Source organism: Streptomyces wedmorensis (assembly GCF_000716445.1).
GTDB classification, from domain to species: domain Bacteria; phylum Actinomycetota; class Actinomycetes; order Streptomycetales; family Streptomycetaceae; genus Streptomyces; species Streptomyces wedmorensis.
This window is the reverse complement of sequence record NZ_JNWK01000039.1, coordinates 35,347-52,171: the sequence shown is the minus strand read 5'-3', so window position 1 is coordinate 52,171 and position 16,825 is coordinate 35,347. Positions and strand designations below refer to the sequence as shown.

The 16,825-nt window shown below is 69.2% G+C and carries 18 protein-coding genes; 7 read left to right on the top strand and 11 right to left on the bottom strand.

All coding sequences use genetic code 11. The features are described from left to right. Positions 1-6 precede the first annotated feature (6 nt). Complete coding sequence (locus OO54_RS41790) at positions 7-1,353, bottom strand: MFS transporter (protein ID WP_209440904.1); 1,347 nt, start codon at positions 1,351-1,353, stop codon at positions 7-9. A gap of 929 nt (positions 1,354-2,282) precedes the next feature. Between OO54_RS41790 and OO54_RS27425 the strand changes: the two genes are divergently transcribed. Continuing rightward, the gene (locus OO54_RS27425) at positions 2,283-2,888 is read left to right on the top strand and encodes a hypothetical protein (RefSeq protein ID WP_157856525.1); all 606 of its coding nucleotides are present in this window, start codon (positions 2,283-2,285) and stop codon (positions 2,886-2,888) included. Positions 2,889-3,136: 248 nt separating this feature from the next. Here the strand turns inward: OO54_RS27425 and OO54_RS27420 are convergent, their stop codons facing one another. Next, a complete protein-coding gene (locus OO54_RS27420) occupies positions 3,137-4,021 on the bottom strand; it encodes a LysR family transcriptional regulator (RefSeq protein ID WP_033207500.1) in 885 nt (294 codons plus the stop codon). Positions 4,022-4,161: 140 nt separating this feature from the next. Here OO54_RS27420 and OO54_RS27415 point away from each other — a divergent pair, with 140 nt between their 5' ends. Then, entirely contained in the window at positions 4,162-5,154 is a 993-nt protein-coding gene (locus OO54_RS27415; protein WP_033207499.1) for an aldo/keto reductase, read from the top strand. Positions 5,155-5,280: 126 nt separating this feature from the next. On the opposite strand, the gene OO54_RS27410 is transcribed toward OO54_RS27415, so the two are convergent. Next, positions 5,281-5,793 carry a GNAT family N-acetyltransferase gene (locus tag OO54_RS27410; protein ID WP_033207496.1) on the bottom strand — a complete coding sequence of 171 codons (513 nt, stop codon included), beginning with the start codon at positions 5,791-5,793 and terminating at the stop codon, positions 5,281-5,283. Between the two features lie 233 nt (positions 5,794-6,026). Between OO54_RS27410 and OO54_RS27405 the strand changes: the two genes are divergently transcribed. Both OO54_RS27405 and OO54_RS27400 read left to right on the top strand, forming a co-directional pair. Then, entirely contained in the window at positions 6,027-6,389 is a 363-nt protein-coding gene (locus tag OO54_RS27405) for a DUF1304 domain-containing protein (protein WP_033207494.1), read from the top strand. A 5-nt stretch (positions 6,390-6,394) separates the two neighbouring features. Further along, positions 6,395-6,952: a TetR/AcrR family transcriptional regulator gene (locus tag OO54_RS27400; RefSeq protein ID WP_418953277.1), complete on the top strand. Its 558-nt coding sequence runs from the start codon at positions 6,395-6,397 to the stop codon at positions 6,950-6,952. Between the two features lie 114 nt (positions 6,953-7,066). On the opposite strand, the gene OO54_RS27395 is transcribed toward OO54_RS27400, so the two are convergent. From OO54_RS27395 to OO54_RS27385, 3 genes are all read right to left on the bottom strand, one after another. Continuing rightward, positions 7,067-7,840 (bottom strand): DUF485 domain-containing protein, encoded by a 774-nt coding sequence (locus OO54_RS27395; RefSeq protein ID WP_033207491.1) that lies wholly within the window; start codon positions 7,838-7,840, stop codon positions 7,067-7,069. A 136-nt stretch (positions 7,841-7,976) separates the two neighbouring features. Further along, complete coding sequence (locus OO54_RS47605) at positions 7,977-8,294, bottom strand: hypothetical protein (protein WP_234439513.1); 318 nt, start codon at positions 8,292-8,294, stop codon at positions 7,977-7,979. Between the two features lie 67 nt (positions 8,295-8,361). After that, positions 8,362-8,646: a hypothetical protein gene (locus OO54_RS27385; protein WP_033207487.1), complete on the bottom strand. Its 285-nt coding sequence runs from the start codon at positions 8,644-8,646 to the stop codon at positions 8,362-8,364. 784 nt (positions 8,647-9,430) lie between these two features. On the opposite strand from OO54_RS27385, the gene OO54_RS27380 reads away from it, so the two are divergent. Then, the gene (locus OO54_RS27380) at positions 9,431-9,997 is read left to right on the top strand and encodes a DUF4291 domain-containing protein (protein WP_033207485.1); all 567 of its coding nucleotides are present in this window, start codon (positions 9,431-9,433) and stop codon (positions 9,995-9,997) included. Positions 9,998-10,054: 57 nt separating this feature from the next. Here the strand turns inward: OO54_RS27380 and OO54_RS27375 are convergent, their stop codons facing one another. Together OO54_RS27375 and OO54_RS27370 are read right to left on the bottom strand one after the other, a co-directional pair. After that, positions 10,055-10,639: a DinB family protein gene (locus OO54_RS27375; RefSeq protein WP_033207484.1), complete on the bottom strand. Its 585-nt coding sequence runs from the start codon at positions 10,637-10,639 to the stop codon at positions 10,055-10,057. Positions 10,640-11,009: 370 nt separating this feature from the next. Beyond that, positions 11,010-11,462, bottom strand: a complete 453-nt coding sequence (locus OO54_RS27370; protein WP_234439514.1) for a hypothetical protein — start codon at positions 11,460-11,462, stop codon at positions 11,010-11,012. 470 nt (positions 11,463-11,932) lie between these two features. Here OO54_RS27370 and OO54_RS27365 point away from each other — a divergent pair, with 470 nt between their 5' ends. Beyond that, a complete protein-coding gene (locus tag OO54_RS27365) occupies positions 11,933-12,601 on the top strand; it encodes a DUF998 domain-containing protein (RefSeq protein WP_033207483.1) in 669 nt (222 codons plus the stop codon). Between the two features lie 76 nt (positions 12,602-12,677). Continuing rightward, positions 12,678-12,890, top strand: coding sequence for a DUF4287 domain-containing protein (locus OO54_RS27360; protein WP_033207481.1), 213 nt, complete (start codon positions 12,678-12,680; stop codon positions 12,888-12,890). A 496-nt stretch (positions 12,891-13,386) separates the two neighbouring features. On the opposite strand, the gene OO54_RS27355 is transcribed toward OO54_RS27360, so the two are convergent. The 3 genes from OO54_RS27355 to OO54_RS27345 all read right to left on the bottom strand — a co-directional run bounded on the left by OO54_RS27355 (position 13,387) and on the right by OO54_RS27345 (position 16,768). Then, positions 13,387-14,217 carry a DUF2785 domain-containing protein gene (locus OO54_RS27355; protein WP_200146746.1) on the bottom strand — a complete coding sequence of 277 codons (831 nt, stop codon included), beginning with the start codon at positions 14,215-14,217 and terminating at the stop codon, positions 13,387-13,389. Between the two features lie 1,385 nt (positions 14,218-15,602). After that, the gene (locus OO54_RS27350) at positions 15,603-16,181 is read right to left on the bottom strand and encodes a hypothetical protein (RefSeq protein ID WP_033207479.1); all 579 of its coding nucleotides are present in this window, start codon (positions 16,179-16,181) and stop codon (positions 15,603-15,605) included. A 2-nt stretch (positions 16,182-16,183) separates the two neighbouring features. Beyond that, the gene (locus tag OO54_RS27345) at positions 16,184-16,768 is read right to left on the bottom strand and encodes a matrixin family metalloprotease (RefSeq protein WP_051787223.1); all 585 of its coding nucleotides are present in this window, start codon (positions 16,766-16,768) and stop codon (positions 16,184-16,186) included. Positions 16,769-16,825 lie beyond the last annotated feature (57 nt).

Below are 16,825 nucleotides of genomic sequence, written 5' to 3'. Positions count from 1 at the left end.
CCTCGCTTACCTTCGGGAGAGTGCTTGCGGGCGTTCGCCGGTGCGCGAAAGGCGACGCCGGCGGGTCGAGACGTACAGCGATGTCAGCAGGGCCAGGGCACCGCAGACGGCCACGCCGTGGAAGGCGCTCACGACGACGGAGGCAGGCAACGTCTCCAGCGCCGCGGCGGTCGCGATGGTGCCGAGCGCGAAACCGGACTGCTCGGCCGCGGCGGAGAGCCCGAAGAGCCGGCTGCGCAGCGGCTCGGCGGCGGCCTGGAGGCGTGAGGCGTAGACGATCTCGGTCCAGCCGTCCGCGAACCCCGCCGACGCGGCCGCCGCCACCACGACGGCCGCGGGCAGTCCCCAGAACGCCGCCGCGAACGACAGCGCCATCGCGCAGGTACCCAGAGCGAACGCGCTCTCCCCCCAGGCCGCCTCGCTCTTCCTGCGGCGGAGCACGAGGTGGGCGAGGAACGTCCCCACCGCCCAAGTGGCCCAGAAGCGGGTCATGAACAGAGCGGGTTCGCCGGGATGCGCGTCGTGCGCCACTACCGGCAGGGCGACGTTGTGCGAGGAGGAGGCGAAGGCGTCGATCCCCCTGAGCACGATCATCATGAGGAGCACGCCCGACAACGGCGCGGCCGTCTGCCGCCATCGGAACCGCGATCGACGCACCGGCTCCTGCGGGCGCCCCGCGGCCACCGGTTCCTTCGGGCGCCCCCCGGCCACCGGATCCGCAGCGGGCTCCTGGGCCTTCGTGCCCGCGCCCGTCGCCTGGGCCTTCATACCCGAGCCCGTCGCCGGGGCCTCCGTACCCGGGGATTCCGTGCCGGAAGCAGGCTTCACGGCCCCGGCGTCCGCCGCAGGTTCGGCGTCCTCCGCGCCCTCGCCGTGTGCCGCCCGCTGCAGTACCAGGAGCGCCCCTGCGGATACGGCGAAGCCGGCGGCGTTGCAGGCGAAGGCGAGCGGATAGCCGCCGAAGGCGATGACGGGAGCCGCCGAGGCGAAGCCGACCACCGTGGCCAGGGAACGTCCCATCACCAGGGAGCCGTTGGCGCGGGCGCGAGCCGACCCGCCGACCAGGGCGGGGATCCAGCTGCGCAGGGCCACATTGGAGAACGTGTTGCCCGCGCCGAGGACGGCGACCGCCGCGGCCAGCACCCACGTCGAGGTACGTCCGCCGCCGAGTGCCAGGACGACCATGACGGTGCCGCGGGCGACGTCCGCGCCGATCATCACGGTGTGGTGGGCGACCCAGGTCAGCAGCGTGCTCGACAAGAACCCCGCCACGAAACCGCAGAAGAGCCGCAGCGCCATCACGGCGCCCACTCCGAAGGCCGTACCGGTGACGGTGTAGGAGAACAGGCCCAACGCGATCAGGCTCAGGTAGTTGCCGCACGCTGAGACGGCGTAGGCGGAGGCCAGGATGCGGAACCGGAGGCCCAGGGGCGCCGGCCGCCGAGCGGGGGGCTCCTCTGCCGGGCGCGCGCGATGCGCACGTCCTGTGCCGTACATGGGAGTTACTCCGATCTGGTTCCGCCTCGGGCCGCTGCGTCGTGGGACCCGGACGTTCCGCCCGTTCCCTTCGGCGCTCCTCGCCCCACACGGTTCGTCCGGGCAGTCCTTGCCACAGGGAGACGAGGTCCACACAGGGGGCGACCAGCATGTTCGGAAAGGCGAACGGCAAGGCCGTTCCCTGTGGATCATCTGATCGTCAGTTGATGTGTGTCAATGCGTGATCACCGGCAGGTGATCAACGCGATCGCTTTCAAGTGCCGCACAGAAAACCGTAGATGGACCTTTCCCGAGCAATTCGGGCTCGGGAATGAGCCCTTTTATCCGCTTGCGGAAGTTGGCGGCGACAGCACTTGGGAGACGAACTTCACCGCCCTGCTCACTGTGCCCAACTGGCCTTACCGGAAGCAGGTTCGGAAGAATCGACTTGGGTCCCATATCCGTCTATCGCTCACCATGAGGCGATGGCTGAGCTCTTCCAAGGACGAGTAGGGCCGTGACTGGAGGCGACCTCCGCCCAGTGCTCGACTGCGGGAACCGCGTCTTCAATGATGGCCTGGACGCGCCACAGGCACGCACAGCGCGACGGCGAATTCAAGCCGCGGCCAGGATCATGCTGTTCGACATGACCCCACCTGGCTTTCAATATCCGTCCGGACCGAAGTGTTCCTGGCACAGGGGGGTCGGAAATGAGCGACAGCGCGGGACAAGGAGCAGGCGGCGACTCCTCTGCGGGCACGCACAGCACAGGCACCGGGACGACGGGGCGCTCCCGTCACTGGAGTGTGGGAGAGATCGCCGCAGCGGTCTCCGCGGTGGCGGCGGTGACCGGTGTGTTGTTGGTCATCTTCGGCGTGGGCAGCACATCTCCGACCAAGCCCCGGTCCGAGCCGACGGCCGAGGCCGCTCCTCCCGCGGCGCCGCCGCCGTCCACCGGCACACCCACACCGAGCCCGAGCACACCGTCACCATTGCCGACCCCGAGCGCGCCGTCGACGCCAGCCACCTCAGGCCCGCCCACCAGTCCGGCAGTCACGCCGGGAACGGTCCTACGCACCGAGACCTTCGACCTCGCCAGCGGGTACGGCTTCGACATCGAAGACGCACCCCTGCGCCCCGGCCCGGGCGACATCGACGAGACCGGCAGCAAGTACGACCTGTGGAACAGCAGCCACCAGAGCCTCCTGCTGGCCCGCCGAGACACCCGCCTGGTCCTGCTCAAGGACCGTGAGAACGCCACCTACCAGACCTGTCGCCGGCAGTCCGCCTTCGAGACAACCCTTCATGACCAAGACTGGGACAACGCCTCGCTGTGCGCGTATTCCCCCACCGGGCTGATCGCCGGCATCGAGACCGGCACGGTCGACGGCACCGGCCCCGTGCCCATGTAGGTCACCATCTGGGCGAACTGAGCCGCTTCTCCCATGCCGCGTCCGGCCAGGAGAGGCATGACTCTGGCATCAGTCACATCGCGGTTCGCCCTCCCCCTTGCCCGGTGCCGGGCCCGGTGAGCTCTTTCAGGTGACCGCCGCTGCAAGCTCCTTCGCACCAGCGTGCCCTGATCTACCTCCTTCAACGTGACCCGCTCGCACGGATCGCCGCAGCCATCCCCACCCCGGAGCGTCAACGCGGAAAATGCTCACTGACTGCCTCGCTCGAGCAGGCTCATCAGCGCGCGGGCCGCTGGGCTGGTGGTCTGCGGCGGGGGCAGCAGGGCCACCGTCTCGTACACCGCCTCGCCGGCGTCGGCGAGAGGGATGGCGTGCAGGGAGTCCCTCTTGTGCCGGAAATGCCGGGGTACGGCGGCGACGCCGAGGTCCTCCTCCACGAGGTCGAGGAGGCTGTGCACGTCGTTCACCTCCAGGCCCACGGTTCGCGGTACGTCCGCGGAGGCGAAGGCCGCGTCCGTGGCCCGACGCGGTCCCCATCCGGGGTGGAAGTCGACGAAGACCTCGTCGGCCAGGTCGTGAAGCGCGAGGACCGGCCCGGCCGTGGCGAGCGGGTGCTCGGGGTGGCAGAGGAGCGTCATCGGCTCGGCTGCCAGCGGTACCGAGCGCAGCTGGTCGGAGTCCGCCCGGGTGCGGTAGGCGAAGGCCAGGTCGAGGCGACCGGCGGCCACGTCCTCCGCCAGCGAGAGCCCGCCCTCCTGCCGGAGCCGTATCTCGACCTCCGGATGCCGCCGTCTGAACGCGGCCAGCAACCCCGCCACGTGCACTCCGGCGACGCACTGCTCGGCCCCGAGGGAGAGCGTGCCGCGCACCACCCCCTGCACGGCCGCCACCGCCTCGTGCGCGGCCCGTACCTGGGCCAGGATGCGCTCCGCCTCGACCAGCAGCGCCCGCCCGGCCTCCGTCAGCGTCACCCGGCGGGTGCTCCGTACGAAAAGCGGCGCCTTCAGGTCCCGCTCCAAGGCCCGGATCGAGGCCGAAAGACCGGATTGGGAGACCATCAGCCGCTCCGCGGCCCGCGTGAAGTGGCGGTCCTCGGCGACGGCGACGAAGTGCTGAAGATGGCGCAGTTCCATGACTCAGAACCCTATTCGCTGAATCCCATCGGATTCTCCTGTTGGATTCATGCCCACAGGTCAGGGGAGATTGGTCACGCCACGACAAACCCGCCGCGCACCGCATCACCGTGCGCCGGTCCCCACGCCATGGAGTCGCGTTGTACACCGCACATTCCGACCGTTATGACGACATGCCCTACCGTCGCTCCGGGCACAGCGGCCTCAAGCTCCCCGCCCTTTCCCTGGGGCTCTGGCACAACTTCGGCCCGGACCGCCCCGTCCAGACCCAGCGGGCCATCCTCCACCGCGCCTTCGACCTCGGGATCACCCACTTCGACCTCGCGAACAACTACGGGCCGCCGCCCGGCTCGGCCGAGTCCGCCCTCGGTGACTTCCTGCGGACCGACTTCGCGCCCTACCGTGACGAACTGGTCGTCTCCACCAAGGCCGGATACCTGATGTGGCCCGGACCGTACGGCGAGTGGGGCTCCCGCAAGTCCCTGCTGTCATCGCTGGACCAGAGCCTGGGCCGGCTCGGCCTCGACCACGTCGACATCTTCTACTCGCACCGTTTCGACCCGCAGACGCCCCTGGAGGAGACCATGGGCGCCCTGCACTCCGCGGTCCAGCAGGGCAAGGCACTGTACGTCGGCGTCTCCAACTACTCGGCCGAACAGACCCGCGAGGCCGCCCGCATCCTCGGTGAGCTCGGCACGCCCCTCACCATCCACCAGCCCCGCTACTCGATGCTCGACCGACGCCCGGAGGACGAGGGCCTGCTCGACGCCCTCGACGACCTGCGAGTCGGTTCCATCGCCTACTCCCCGCTCGAACAAGGCCTCCTCACCGGACGCTACCTCGACGGCATCCCCGAGGACTCCCGAGCCGCGAGCGACAGCCCCTTCCTGAACCGCGACGCCGTCACCGGGGACCTGGTCACCCGCCTTCGCGCCCTGAACGACATCGCCGCCTCCCGTGGCCAGACCCTGGCCCAGCTCGCCCTCGCCTGGGTGCTGCGCGGCGGCCGCGTCACCTCCGCCCTGGTCGGAGCGAGCAGCGCACGCCAGGTCGAGGACAGCGTGGGCGCCCTGCGCAACCTCCACTTCGACACCGAGGAGCTGACCCTCATCGACACCCTGGCCCGTCCCTGAGCCGCGAACCCCGGACCGTAACGCGAGAGGTCACGACATGGCCACGCACGGGGGCCGTCACCGCAACCGGGAGGGCCGACGAGGGGAGGGATCCCCACCGGCCCGGCAGAACGTGACCAGCGGAACTCAGCGCACCAGCTCCGCCGCCAGCAGGTCCATCAGCAGACCGTCGTGCCAGGTGCCGTCCGCGCCCCGTTCGTACTGGCGCATCACACCGACGGCCCGGAACCCGACCTTCTCGTAACAGCGGATCGCGGCCGCGTTGTCGGCCGCCGGATCGATGACCAGCCAGTGGTACCCGCAGTCGTCGACGAGGTATCGGGCCAGGGTACGGACGGCGTCCGTACCCAGCCCCCGGCCATGCACCGACGGATCGAGAAAGAGGTCGATCCCGGCGTGCCGATACCCCGGGTCCTCCTCCGAGTACCACTGGATCATCCCGACGATCCGTCCGCGATACCGGACCGTCAGGCAGCGGGTAGAGGGATCCTCCAGATCGGAGGCGACCTCCCCGGCCAAGTCGTCCTCGCCGAGCCACCGCGCCCGGACCTCGGGCGTGGCCCGGATGGCAGCGAGGGCGGGAACATCCTCGAGGTCGGAAGGACGCAGGACGACAGAAGCACCGGACAAGTCGCTCATGATGCCCAGCCTGCCTCAGGGCGCGGCGGCCGCGCTGCTGCCCCACCACTCCTTGGTCGGGTCGGCGGGTCGACGGACCGACAGGCCGACGGGTCGACAGGTCGACAGGCGGGCTCGTCCGCCGGCAGCCGGAAGGGGAGGCAGGACGGCGGGTGCCAATCCCCGGCGAAGTTCATGGACAGGTGTCCAGGTATCATGGACACCTGTCCATGATCTTTGAAGGAAGGTGCCCCATGAACGCAACCGCGCACGTGCTGGTCGCGCTGATAGCCGCGCTGCACGCGTACATCCTGGTTCTCGAGATGTTCCTGTGGGAGAAGAAGCCGGGCCGCGACCTCTCCGGCTTCGATGCGAGCATGGCCCGCGCCACTGCCCCGCTCGCCGCCAACCAAGGCCTGTACAACGGGTTCGTGGCCGCCGGGCTGGTCTGGGGGCTGATCGCCGAGGACCCGACAGGCTTCCAGGTGCAGGTCTTCTTCCTCTCCTGCGTGATCATCGCCGGGCTGTACGGCGGCTTCACCGCCAACCGGCGCATCTTCGTCGTCCAGGCCCTGCCCGGGGCACTGGCCCTGGCCGCCGTCCTGCTCGCCCGGTGACCGAGGTGCAGGAAGATCCCCGCACGGCACGGACCCGGGCCAAACTGCGCCAGGCGCTACTGGAGGAATGCGCCCACCGCCCCCTGGCAGAGGTCAGCGTCGCCGCGCTCGCACGCCGTGCGGGAGTCGGCCGGGCAACGTTCTACCTCCACTACCCAGACCTGGAGGCGCTCGCCGTCGACGCCTGCGCCGACATCGTCCGCGAAGCCGTCGACGCCCTCCACGCCTGGCGCGGTTCACCCGACCCCTCCGCCCCTCCGCCGCCCCTGCCCGCCTTCTTCGAGCGCCTCGCCCTACACCGCGACCTCTACCGCGAACTGCTACGCCCGGGCGGCAGCGGCCCCCTCGGCCACGTCCTGCACCATGACCTACGCGCCCGCAGCCGCACGGAGCGCGCCCTGGCCGGTGCCCCGGAGCCCGACCTGGTCGCCTCGGCCGTGGCAGCGACCTTCGCCGGGGTCCTCGCCGACTGGCTGCACGGCCTCATCGACGCCACCCCCGCCGAGATCGCCCACCGCGTGTGGCGCCTACTCATCAACCTGCACCGAACACCCCTGCCCTGACGCATGCGTCGTACCGCCACGACGAAGCCCGCGACCGATCGGTCGCGGGCTTCGTCGTGTCCGGGCCGGCCGCCGGCCCTGAGACCGACCTGAGCGTCTGCGGGCCGGGCGGGCCTACTTCATGAGGTCCTTGCCGAGGGTGGCGAGGGCTACGAAGAAGCTGAGGATGCCGACGCCGAGTGCCGCGAGGGCGATCTTGTCGGCGTTGGTGGCCCGGCTCCACCATGAGCCCTGCGGGATGTCCGTCGTCGGCTGCAGCAGGGCCCGATTGGCGCGACGCACGATCCAGTGACCGAGCACCCAGGCGAGGGCGATGGGAGCGGCGCCGACCAGAAGGGCCATGGTCATCTTGAGCTGCTCTGCGGCGCTCTTGGTGCTCTTCATGACTTCCGGGGCCAGGGTCCGTCCGGAAAGGTCCATGGACGCGTACAGCGCAATGGCGAAGAGCGCCATCCAAGGACCCTGTTTGCGGAGGAACTTGTACCCGTCCTCTTGCTTCTTCTCCCCTCCCGCATCAGTGAGGAAGCGTTCGAGCCTGGCTGCCTGCCCATGGACCCAGGTGGCATCGTTCCCCGAGGCCTGGAACTCGGTTCGTTCGGTGTCGCAGCTGATGGTGATCTTCCGGTCGCCGGCGGTGTCCGCGGCTTCGAGGCTGAGGTTCTCCCACTTCTCGAGGTTGCCTCCCGCGTTGGAGTTGCGGACGTGGTCGACAAGGTCCGTGAGGGTGTTCGCCGTATAGCGGGTGCTGTTGCGCTGGGTGGAGATGGTGACGGCAGCTGCGGCGATTCCTTCTGGAGCGAGGTTGAACAGGCGGTTGAGTTCGCTCTTGCCGAGCCGGCAGCGGTGATAGACCGCACGTGCCTCGTCGTGCTGGGTTGGGGCTGACATGTGGGCGATGTTGTCGGAAGCCGCGCCCGCTCGTGCGCCGGTCTCCGATCGGTGACCAACTTGTGGCCAAGCCCGCGCACGACGAATCCCGACACCCCGCGCTCGCAAGCTCCGTCCCGGCGGGAAGCGGGGGTGTTCAGTCGTAGTAGCTGATCTGCAGGACAGTCACTGCCTTGAGGGTGTCGCCGACGAGGAGCACCGCGAAGGCCGCGTCGGTGACCAGCATCCGGATCACACCGTCGTCTTCCCCGTAGGGCTCTGTGGCACCGATGGGGTCACTGCAGGCGGCCGCGAGAGCGAGTGTCAGCGCCTCGCTGGAGGTGGCCGGCATCGCTTCGTGAACGGCTTCGGCTGCCGGGTCGTACTTGAGGCGGTACACCTGGGTGGTCCTCTGATTTTCGGGCACCACGATGGGCGCGACGAAATCACTGGACGGCAGACAGTGATCCTTCACGACACAGCGTAGCGGGTCGCTGACTGTACGAAGAACGGATCGCCTTCACGCGAAGAACGGATCGCCTTCACGCGGCGCCGCTGGCGCGAGATCGCTCGACCACGGCCTGGATCTTGGCTGTCGCGTCCACCCACACCCCCGGCGGTTCCTCGCCGCGAGCGTCATGTGCCGCCAGCTTGCGGCCACGTTCGACGGCAGCGACGGTGTCCTTCGCGATGCGCTCCCACTTCGCGAAGACCGTGAGGAGTTCGTGAGCCGGCGCACGGTTGATCTCTCCCAGGAAGCGCTGGGTGAGGGCGGGGTTTCCGAGAGCATCGCAGATCCGTTCGATCGTCCACGGTTCCCTGCTCATCCTGGCCCTCCAGTGGAATCACCATTCCTGTTTCCACCCTAGCCCAGAACGTTAGCTTGCTAACGTTCCGGGATGACGTTCTCCTCTAACGATCGGGTTGGCGGTTCGGGTTAGAGGGTCTCTTGCACGGCAACTTTCGCGAGCTTCTTGGAGCAGGTCAGGGCGCCGGCCCGACCCAGGAAGGCGAGGAAGCGCGAGCCCTTTCGTTCGTACCGGACGGTGAGGCGGCGGTAGCCGAAGAGCCAGGCGATCGACCGTCGAGCTTCCAGCAGTGCCGACCAAGGCGTTCGCCGGACTCGACGCCGGGCCGCGCGATGCGCGCGACGAGCCCGCGCTCGCGCAGCCAGGCCAGGTGTTCGGCGGAGAAGTACACCTTGTTCGCCCGGAGTTTGACGAGTCACCGCCGCCGTTTGCCGCGATCGACCGGCTTCAGGCCCGGTCAGCGTCCCCCTTTTGGCGCGAACGGAGGCCGCGTCGACGATCACCGAGGTCCATTCCACCCTGCCCCGGGCCCCGAGTTCGTCCAGCACCGCCCGCTGCAGCCGACGCCACAGGCCGGCCTCGGTTCATACCGTGAAGCGGCGATGCGCGGTGGCGGGCGACGTGCCGAACGTCGGCGACAGGTGCCGCCGGCACAGCCGCTGGTCAGCGCGTACGCCACTGCCGTGAACACGGCCCGCTCGTCACGCGAGTGGCTTTGAGTAGTGCATCCGAATCTGCCCCAGGGGGCGGTGAGGCGAAATCGGCTCGCCGCGCCGGCGGACCAGATGGCAGGGTGCGGCGCATGACGCCCCAGTATCAGATTCGTGCCGACTACGACGCTCGCACGATCGTGGTCTATCAGGCGTACTCGCCTGCCATCGCTGACGCGGCACTGAGGGCGGGCCGTTTCGTCGCGCCGTTCTCGTTCCACCGTATGACGTGGATCAAGCCGTCGTTCATGTGGCTGATGCACCGCAGCAACTGGGCCCGCAAACCGGGCCAGGAACGTGTTCTCGCGGTGCGGATCACCCGGGAGGGCTGGGAGGAGGCCCTGTCCCAGGCCGTGCTGACAACCGCCGACCCGGCAGCGGTGGCCCAGGCAGCCGTACATGTCCAGTGGGACCCGGAGCGTTCGCCGCGCGGAGCGGCACTGAACCACTACAGCATCCAGGTCGGCATCGGCCGCCACCTGATCCGCACGTTCACCGACGACTGGATCGTCAGTCTCACCGACCTCACCCCCCAGATCCGCAAGGCCTCGACACTGATGCAAACCGGACACGCCACCAAGGCACAGCGGCTGTTTCCTGCGGAGCGCACCTACCCGATGCCCCTGACACTGGAAGACGTCGTTTCCCCGGTTAGATAGCGGCGGACTGGTGAGGTCCGCCCACGGCCCGTACTACGAGCACTCTCGATAGACGCCCTAAGCCTTGATTGGTGCTGCCGACCTGGCGGCCTGCTCGATCTTCGCCCAGTGGGCTGCACGGGCTTCCTCGTCGATCTGCTTCTCGTGTTCGGCGCGCAACCCGGTCCGGCCGTCGAGGCCCTCGCGCAGGATGTCGGCGTGCCCGGCATGCCGGATGGACTCGCCGAGGACGTGGACCATGATGCCGAACAGGTTCGTGTCGGCATGAGGCTCCGGCCACCACGGCACGTGGCCGGGGGCGTCGAGGGAAAGCTCGTTGATCGTCGCGTCCGAGTGTTCCCACGTGCGCCGGTAGAACCCGATGATCTGATCGCGGGTCTCGTCCTCGGTCGCCCACAGATCGCTGCCGTCGGAGTCCTGCCACCGGGACAGCGGTTCCGGGGAAGGGCGGTCGAAGACCTCGCCGAAGTACCTGGCCTCGACCGTGGCCACGTGCTTGACCAGGCCGAGGAGGTTGGTCCCGGTCGCCGTCAAAGGTCGGCGGGCGTCGTATTCGGACAAGCCGTCGAGTTTCCAGAGCAGCGCGTTACGGTCCCGCCGCAGTCTCCCGTGCAGGTTGTCTTTCGCGAATTCGTCGATCATGCGGCATGAGCCTGCCATGGCCTGCTCGTGGTCTCAAGATCCCGTACGTGGTCCGCAACGACTGGCAGAGCCGGAGCCTGGCCATGGCCACCGCCCTGACCTGTTACAAGAAGCTCGCGAAACTTGCCACGTCAGACAACCTCAGTCGTCCGGGTTGGCGCTTCGGGAGTCCCGGGCCGGAGGGCAGAGGGGCAGTCAAGGCGGCGAGCGGCCAGGAGGTTTGGGTCAACATGTGCCCTACGCCGACGAACTCCGCGGCGACACCGCAGCCCGTACTGCCCTGCAAGCATTCCTTCCATGAGTGTTGCAGCACCACAGGGCCACCGGATGGCTCAACCGTCCAGGCATGGTGCGGTGGGCGGCCGTCAGGTCACGGTGTAGGCGAGGCCTTGGTGAGTGCCATCCAGTCTCCAACCGTCTCTTGGTGCGAGCCGCTCGCTGTGCTCGCAGCCACCGCCGCGGAGTCCTCGATGGTGCACGGAGCTCCTGCTCGGGTGAGCAGGAGGAGCGGCCACGCGGGGCCCGCGGCGGCCGGCTCTCCATCGAAGGCGGTCCAATCCCAGGGCCCGTCGAACCGCCAGGCCCGGCCGTCGGCGTCGGCGACCTCGTCACCCGCCTGGAGAACCGCGTATGGGCGCATCAGCAGTTCGAAGGCGAAGGGAATGCCGTCGCCAGGGTGGATGGTGTACCCCAGTCCATCGAGATGGCTCTCGTCCGGGAAGTCGCGACAGGAGAGACCTCGGCGCAGCATGGTCACGGTATGAGTGGGATGCGGCAGCCAGACCGTCTCCAGAGGGGGACCGTGGTGGTCGACAGCCGTCACGTGCACGACCGTAGGCGGCACGCCGACCCGGCAGACATCTCCCGCCCTCAGCTGTTCGGGCCCAGGATCCGTTCGAAACAGCTCGGCCTTGATCAGCTGGTGGGGCGCGGTCGCCATCGGCTTCCTCAACGGCCTGCACTGACTACAGAGACGAACGATCAACGACCTCATCCATTGAGAAGCCACATCCTGGGCCGGAGTCCTGGTCGCGATCTTCGCCTCGTGGCTCGTATGCGGGGCCGAGTCATGCCGAACGGCCGCTGGGGCGGCCTGGTCTGACCGGTCTCAGCCGGACAGCTCCAACCCTTTGCGGTCCGGGGTCCGGGGTCCGGGGTCCGGGGTCCGGGGTCCGGCGGTCCGGCTTTGTCTGTGTTCTGGTCGCGTGATCCAAGTCACCCTTGTCGAGGCGATGAGTTCCCCGGTTGCCTCCGGTCATAGGTGCGACAGAACTCGAATGAGGAAGGCTCGCCATGACCCAGACGCTCAGCGCCCGTTCCCGCGCCGTCCGTATCTCGCCCACCTCGTGGTCGGCGGCTCGTGGCTTGGCGGCCGGCGCGGTCGTCGCGGGACCGCTGTTCCTCGGGGCGGGCATCGTCCAGGGGCTGACCCGTGACGGCTTCGACTTCAGCCGAAACGCGATCAGTCAGCTTGCCCTCGGCGAGGCGGGCTGGATCCAGACCGTGAACTTCCTGATCGCGGGAGCGCTGTTGATCGTGGGTGCGGCCGGGCTGCGCCGCGCGCTGGGCGGCGGTGTGGGCGGCACCTGGGGTCCGGCCCTGACCGGGGTCTTCGGCGTCTCGTTCTGGGCCGCGGCGGCCTTTCCCGTGGATGCCGGCGCGGGCTTCCCCGCCGGCGCTCCTGACACGACCGTGATCAGCGGGCATGGCTCCGTGCACATGCTGGCGGGGATGGTCGGCTACCTCGCCCTGTGCGCCGTGTTCGTCGTCCTGGCCCGCCCGCTCGCCGCCCGGGGCCACCGCGGCTGGGCCGTCGCCTCGCGCCTGGTGCCCATCGCTGTTCTCGCCGGATTCATGGCCTCGGCCGCGTCCGTCCTTGCGTTCACCACTGCGGCGGGCCTCGGCCTGGTGTGGCTGGCCGCGGTGACAGCCCGTTTGGTCGCCGTCCCGGCGGGCCGCTAGACGGCCGCCGCTCTCGCGCGCATCATCGACAACGTCAAGATCATCTAGTCCTCCCAGACAGGAAGCGGGGCATCTCATGACCGACGCGGTGAAGGGTCCTGCCAGCTACTTCCCCTCCATCGAGAAGAAGTACGGCCGTCCGATCGCGGAGTGGAAGGAGCTCATTCGCACCTCTCCGCTCACCAAGCACATGGAGCTCGTCAACTGGCTCAAGTCCGAGCACAGCCTGGGACACGGCCACGCGAACGCCCTCGTTGCCCACACCCTCGCCGAGGATTCCGGCCAGTAGCCAGTAGCCAGTAGCCAGTAGCCAGTAGCAAGGAGCGAGTGCCGAGAATCGGTGCTCTCGCGCTCGCTTGCACGGCCCAAGGTGTGTAGTCGGCCCCGCCCACGCGGGGCCGGCATTGGCCGAGGGTGGGGTGCCGTTCGTCGTGATCGGGACCAGGCGTGAGCCGCGGCGGCCGGCGACGCAGCCGGTCAGCCATGCCCGGATGGCGGGAACCCCGGGCAGCCGCTTCGAGTACGGGAGCAGGCGCAGAGAGGCGGTGCTGGCGTATCGCACCGAACAGCACAAGGGTCATGCGGGGCCGGGCGACTTTCACGGACGGCAGATCGACGACATGGCGGGCCGACGGAAGGCGGATCGATATCCAGCCTGGACTGACCTTCTTCAACACGCCTAGGCGTGCTTGGGAACTCGCTGAACTGCCTGGTCGGCCGTCGGGTGCCTGCCAGTGAGGCGCGCCTCCGGGAGACTTGCCTCACCGAGCGGTGGCATCCGTCCGTCACGCCCCGCGGAAGGTCAGCGCCAGCACCTCCGTCAGACGCCGCTTCAGCGCCTCCGCGTGCGGAGGGCGTACGGGGGCGGGGGCGCCGTCGATCCGGACCCCGGTGTCGGCGAGGAGGTACAGCATCCGCAGCGTGCGCATGGCGTTGGAGGTGTGGGCGGCCACGGTGGGGGCGCCGCGTCGGCCGGCGGCGAAGTCCGTCTCGATGGCGTCCAGCCAGCCGACGGCGTCGGCCTCGGACAGTTCCGGGCGGGTGAGCGTGCGGGCGATGCCCTGGGCGAGCCGGTCGTCCTCTTGCTGGGCGAAGAGCTCGTCGGTCGGAACCACGAGCCGCTCCGCCGCCAGCGCGAGCATCTCCTTCGGGTCGACCTCCGGATGCAGTCCGAAGGTGCCGAGCAGGTCAGCGCCGTGTGCGACGGCGTGGAGCCAGCCGATCTCGGGGTCGTACGCGCGAAGGTCCGTCTCGGCCGGGAACCAGCGTCGGAAGGCGGCGAGCCACGCCAGGTCGAGGTCGCCGCGACTGACGATCATGTCGAGCACGAGTGGGGCGAAGGTGCGCGCCTGGATCTCGGGGTCGTCGAACCGGTCGGCCATCACGGCACCCAGTCGGGCGCGCAGCGGCTTGTCGATGACATCGCGCTGGATCCACGTTCGCAGCACCACGTAGGGAGCGCCGTCGCGGATGTCCGGGTCGGGGTGGCGGAGGGCCTCGGTCAGTTCGGCGGCGAGGTCCGGCAGTTCGGCCGCCGCCGGGGCGGGGCAGCCGCTCTCGTAGAGGTTCAGCCATCGGGCCGCGTCGATCAGCGGCCTGTCGTGGGTCTTGTTCACTGCCTCACCTTCGGGGAAGGCCCCTGGCCAGGCAACCGATTATCGGACGGACGTGGAGCGAGCAGAGCCCGGCCCGACGGGGCCCCGCCGGCAAGTGCGCCTCACCACGCTCACCCCATGACCACGCACGGAACCAAGTTGACCGCCGACGGTCGTCGGCTGCGGGAGTTCGTGCCGCGCCGCGCCGGGACGGATCACGTTCCCTGCGGGGCGGCGGGGGCTGGTGTACGACGAGAGCCTGGCCCGGCGGATCAGGGAACAGCGCGCCGAGAGCGCGGTCGGCACCCCGACGATGGCGCCGTCGTGTCCCGCGCCGTCTCTGCGACAACAGGACCTCCTGGAACCGCTCGGCTGGGATCGCACCCCGAACCGCGGATGATGCGCGTCTGGAAGCTGACCCTCGTTGTCAGAGGGTGCGTGGTGGTCTGCCCACACTGCACGTTCGCCCAGTTGCCCCAGGGCTTCCAGCCGGAAGTCGTGTACGCGGAGGCCGGAGCGGTGGTGAACACACTCGCTGTGAGCGCGGCCGCTGCCACGGCCGGGCGCGCGCGGTACGTGGAAAACGCATGCGGGATCCTTTCAGGACGTACGTTGTCGGTGGCCGGATGCGGCCTACCGTTGATGGGAGGCGCTGTTCACGCCGGTAGGTTGAACGACCGCTGCTCGCCGTCAAGAAGCCCGACCGCGACTGTCACGACTGCCGACGCCACGTGTCGCGACGACCTGCCGGAGGTGCCCAAGGTGTCGACGGCAAGCAGGGGATGGACGACATCGGACAGCGCTCGCCAGGACGGCGTTCTCCGGCGCCACCGGAAGCTCACCCTGGCGGGAAATCTCGTTCGACCGCCAAGCGAACCAATGGGTGAGACAACGGCCTTTTAGCTCCAAGGCGTGGCGTTTCCGGTGCAGACCTAGGCCGGCCGACGCGGTCACTCACGCCCGGGCCCTGCTGCGTGACAAGCGGACCGTCGGGGACGCCTTCGGGCTCGGCCTGGGACTCGATCTCCTTGCCGCCGCCCTGGCGGCACTGCAACGGGCGAGCGAATCGGCCGTCGCCTACGGTGCGGGCCAGGCGTTCTGGGACATGGTGGGGCACCCGCAGCGGGGGACCCCGGAACTGGGCCCGCTGCGGGAAGGGTCCGAACGCGCCGCGCGCAGGCAACTCGGAAGCGACGCATACGGCACCGCCTACACCTGGCCACACTCACGGACCGCTTCGTGACCTTGGACGGGACGCTCGCAGCCGACTGAACAGCGCCCGCACCTGGCCTCGCGTAGCCGGCGGCATACGAACTGCTGTCGGCGGCCGGAGCTGTGTACACGGGACGCTGCTGTACGGGCCCACGAAGGAGACGCCCGAGGAGGCGCTGTCCTCGGCGACCGGTTCAGGGGGTGGCGGGGCTGGATCCGTCGTCGATGACGTCGTTGCAGGCGGGGTCGGGGTGTGGGGCGATCTGGTGGGTGACTGCGCGGGTCCAGCGGGTTGTGGCCGCAGTGAGGTCGTCGTCGGCAGCGGTGGCGAACCAGACCCAGCCGTCGTCGTAGTTCGGGTCGGGAACGGTGCCGACGACGTAGCGGTGGCCGGGCTCGAGCGGCAGGTAGGCGGGCTTCGTCTTCGCGTATCCGCCGCCCGTCTGCCGGAGGACCGACTGGCCGATCGTCATCGTCGCCGGCGGGGTGCCCTTGAGTGGTTCGACGACCGTGACCTTCGACAGCAGCGCGCCGCCCGGGGCTTCGCCTTCCTCGCGGTACTCGACGGTCCGGTCGACGGTGACCACGGCGATGGTGTGGGAATAGCCGGCCTTGTCCTCGTCGGTGTCGGTCGCCGGCAGACACACGCCGTGCGCGGCCGCCGGAGGACCAGTGTGGGTCGGGGTGTCGAGGGTGGTGTACCAGGCGGCGCCGGCGGTGGTGAGGACCGCGGCGGCGGCCAGAACGGTCAGGGTGGTCCGCTTGTGTTGCACACTCAGCCCCAGATCTTCCTGTAGTTGGCCTTGTCGACGTCGCTGGGGCCGGTGACCGGTGGGTTGGCGACGTTCTTCCACATGACGGAGAAGACGTTGTCGCTCTTGTGGCACAGGCCGAGCGCGTGGCCGAGTTCGTGGGCGGCGACGGACTGCCCGCTGCCGAGATTGCTGAGGTTGCCCGGCGGGTCCAGGTAGTAGGAGTTCAGGTAGATGTAGTCGGTGGCCGCGATCGCGCCGCGGCGCTCGTAGTAGCCGCCGTGGCCGTCCTTCTTCTTGTAGTCCCGCCATTCCAGGTCGTTGACAGTGGTCGCGGAGTCCGCCCGGATTTTGATCCTCGACAGCGAGCCGGCCTGCCACACCTTGTGGGCGTGCTTGCGCAGGGTGTCGTACTTGCTCGCCTCGGTGTACCTGATCTCCCCGTCATCGACGGCCGACTCGCCCCTCCCCTCCGTCTCGCCGCGGACGCACGGCGCCGCCTGTTCGGCCGCGCGGCCGGTGACCGGGGCGGCGTAGGTGACGGTCACAGTGGCGAGGGCGGTCAGGGTCGCGCAGGCGAGCGTGGACAGACAGCGCAGAGGAGTCATCGGCAGCCGGGTTCCCTTGAGGTCGTTGAGCGCAACGGTAGGAGCCGGCTCCGCAGC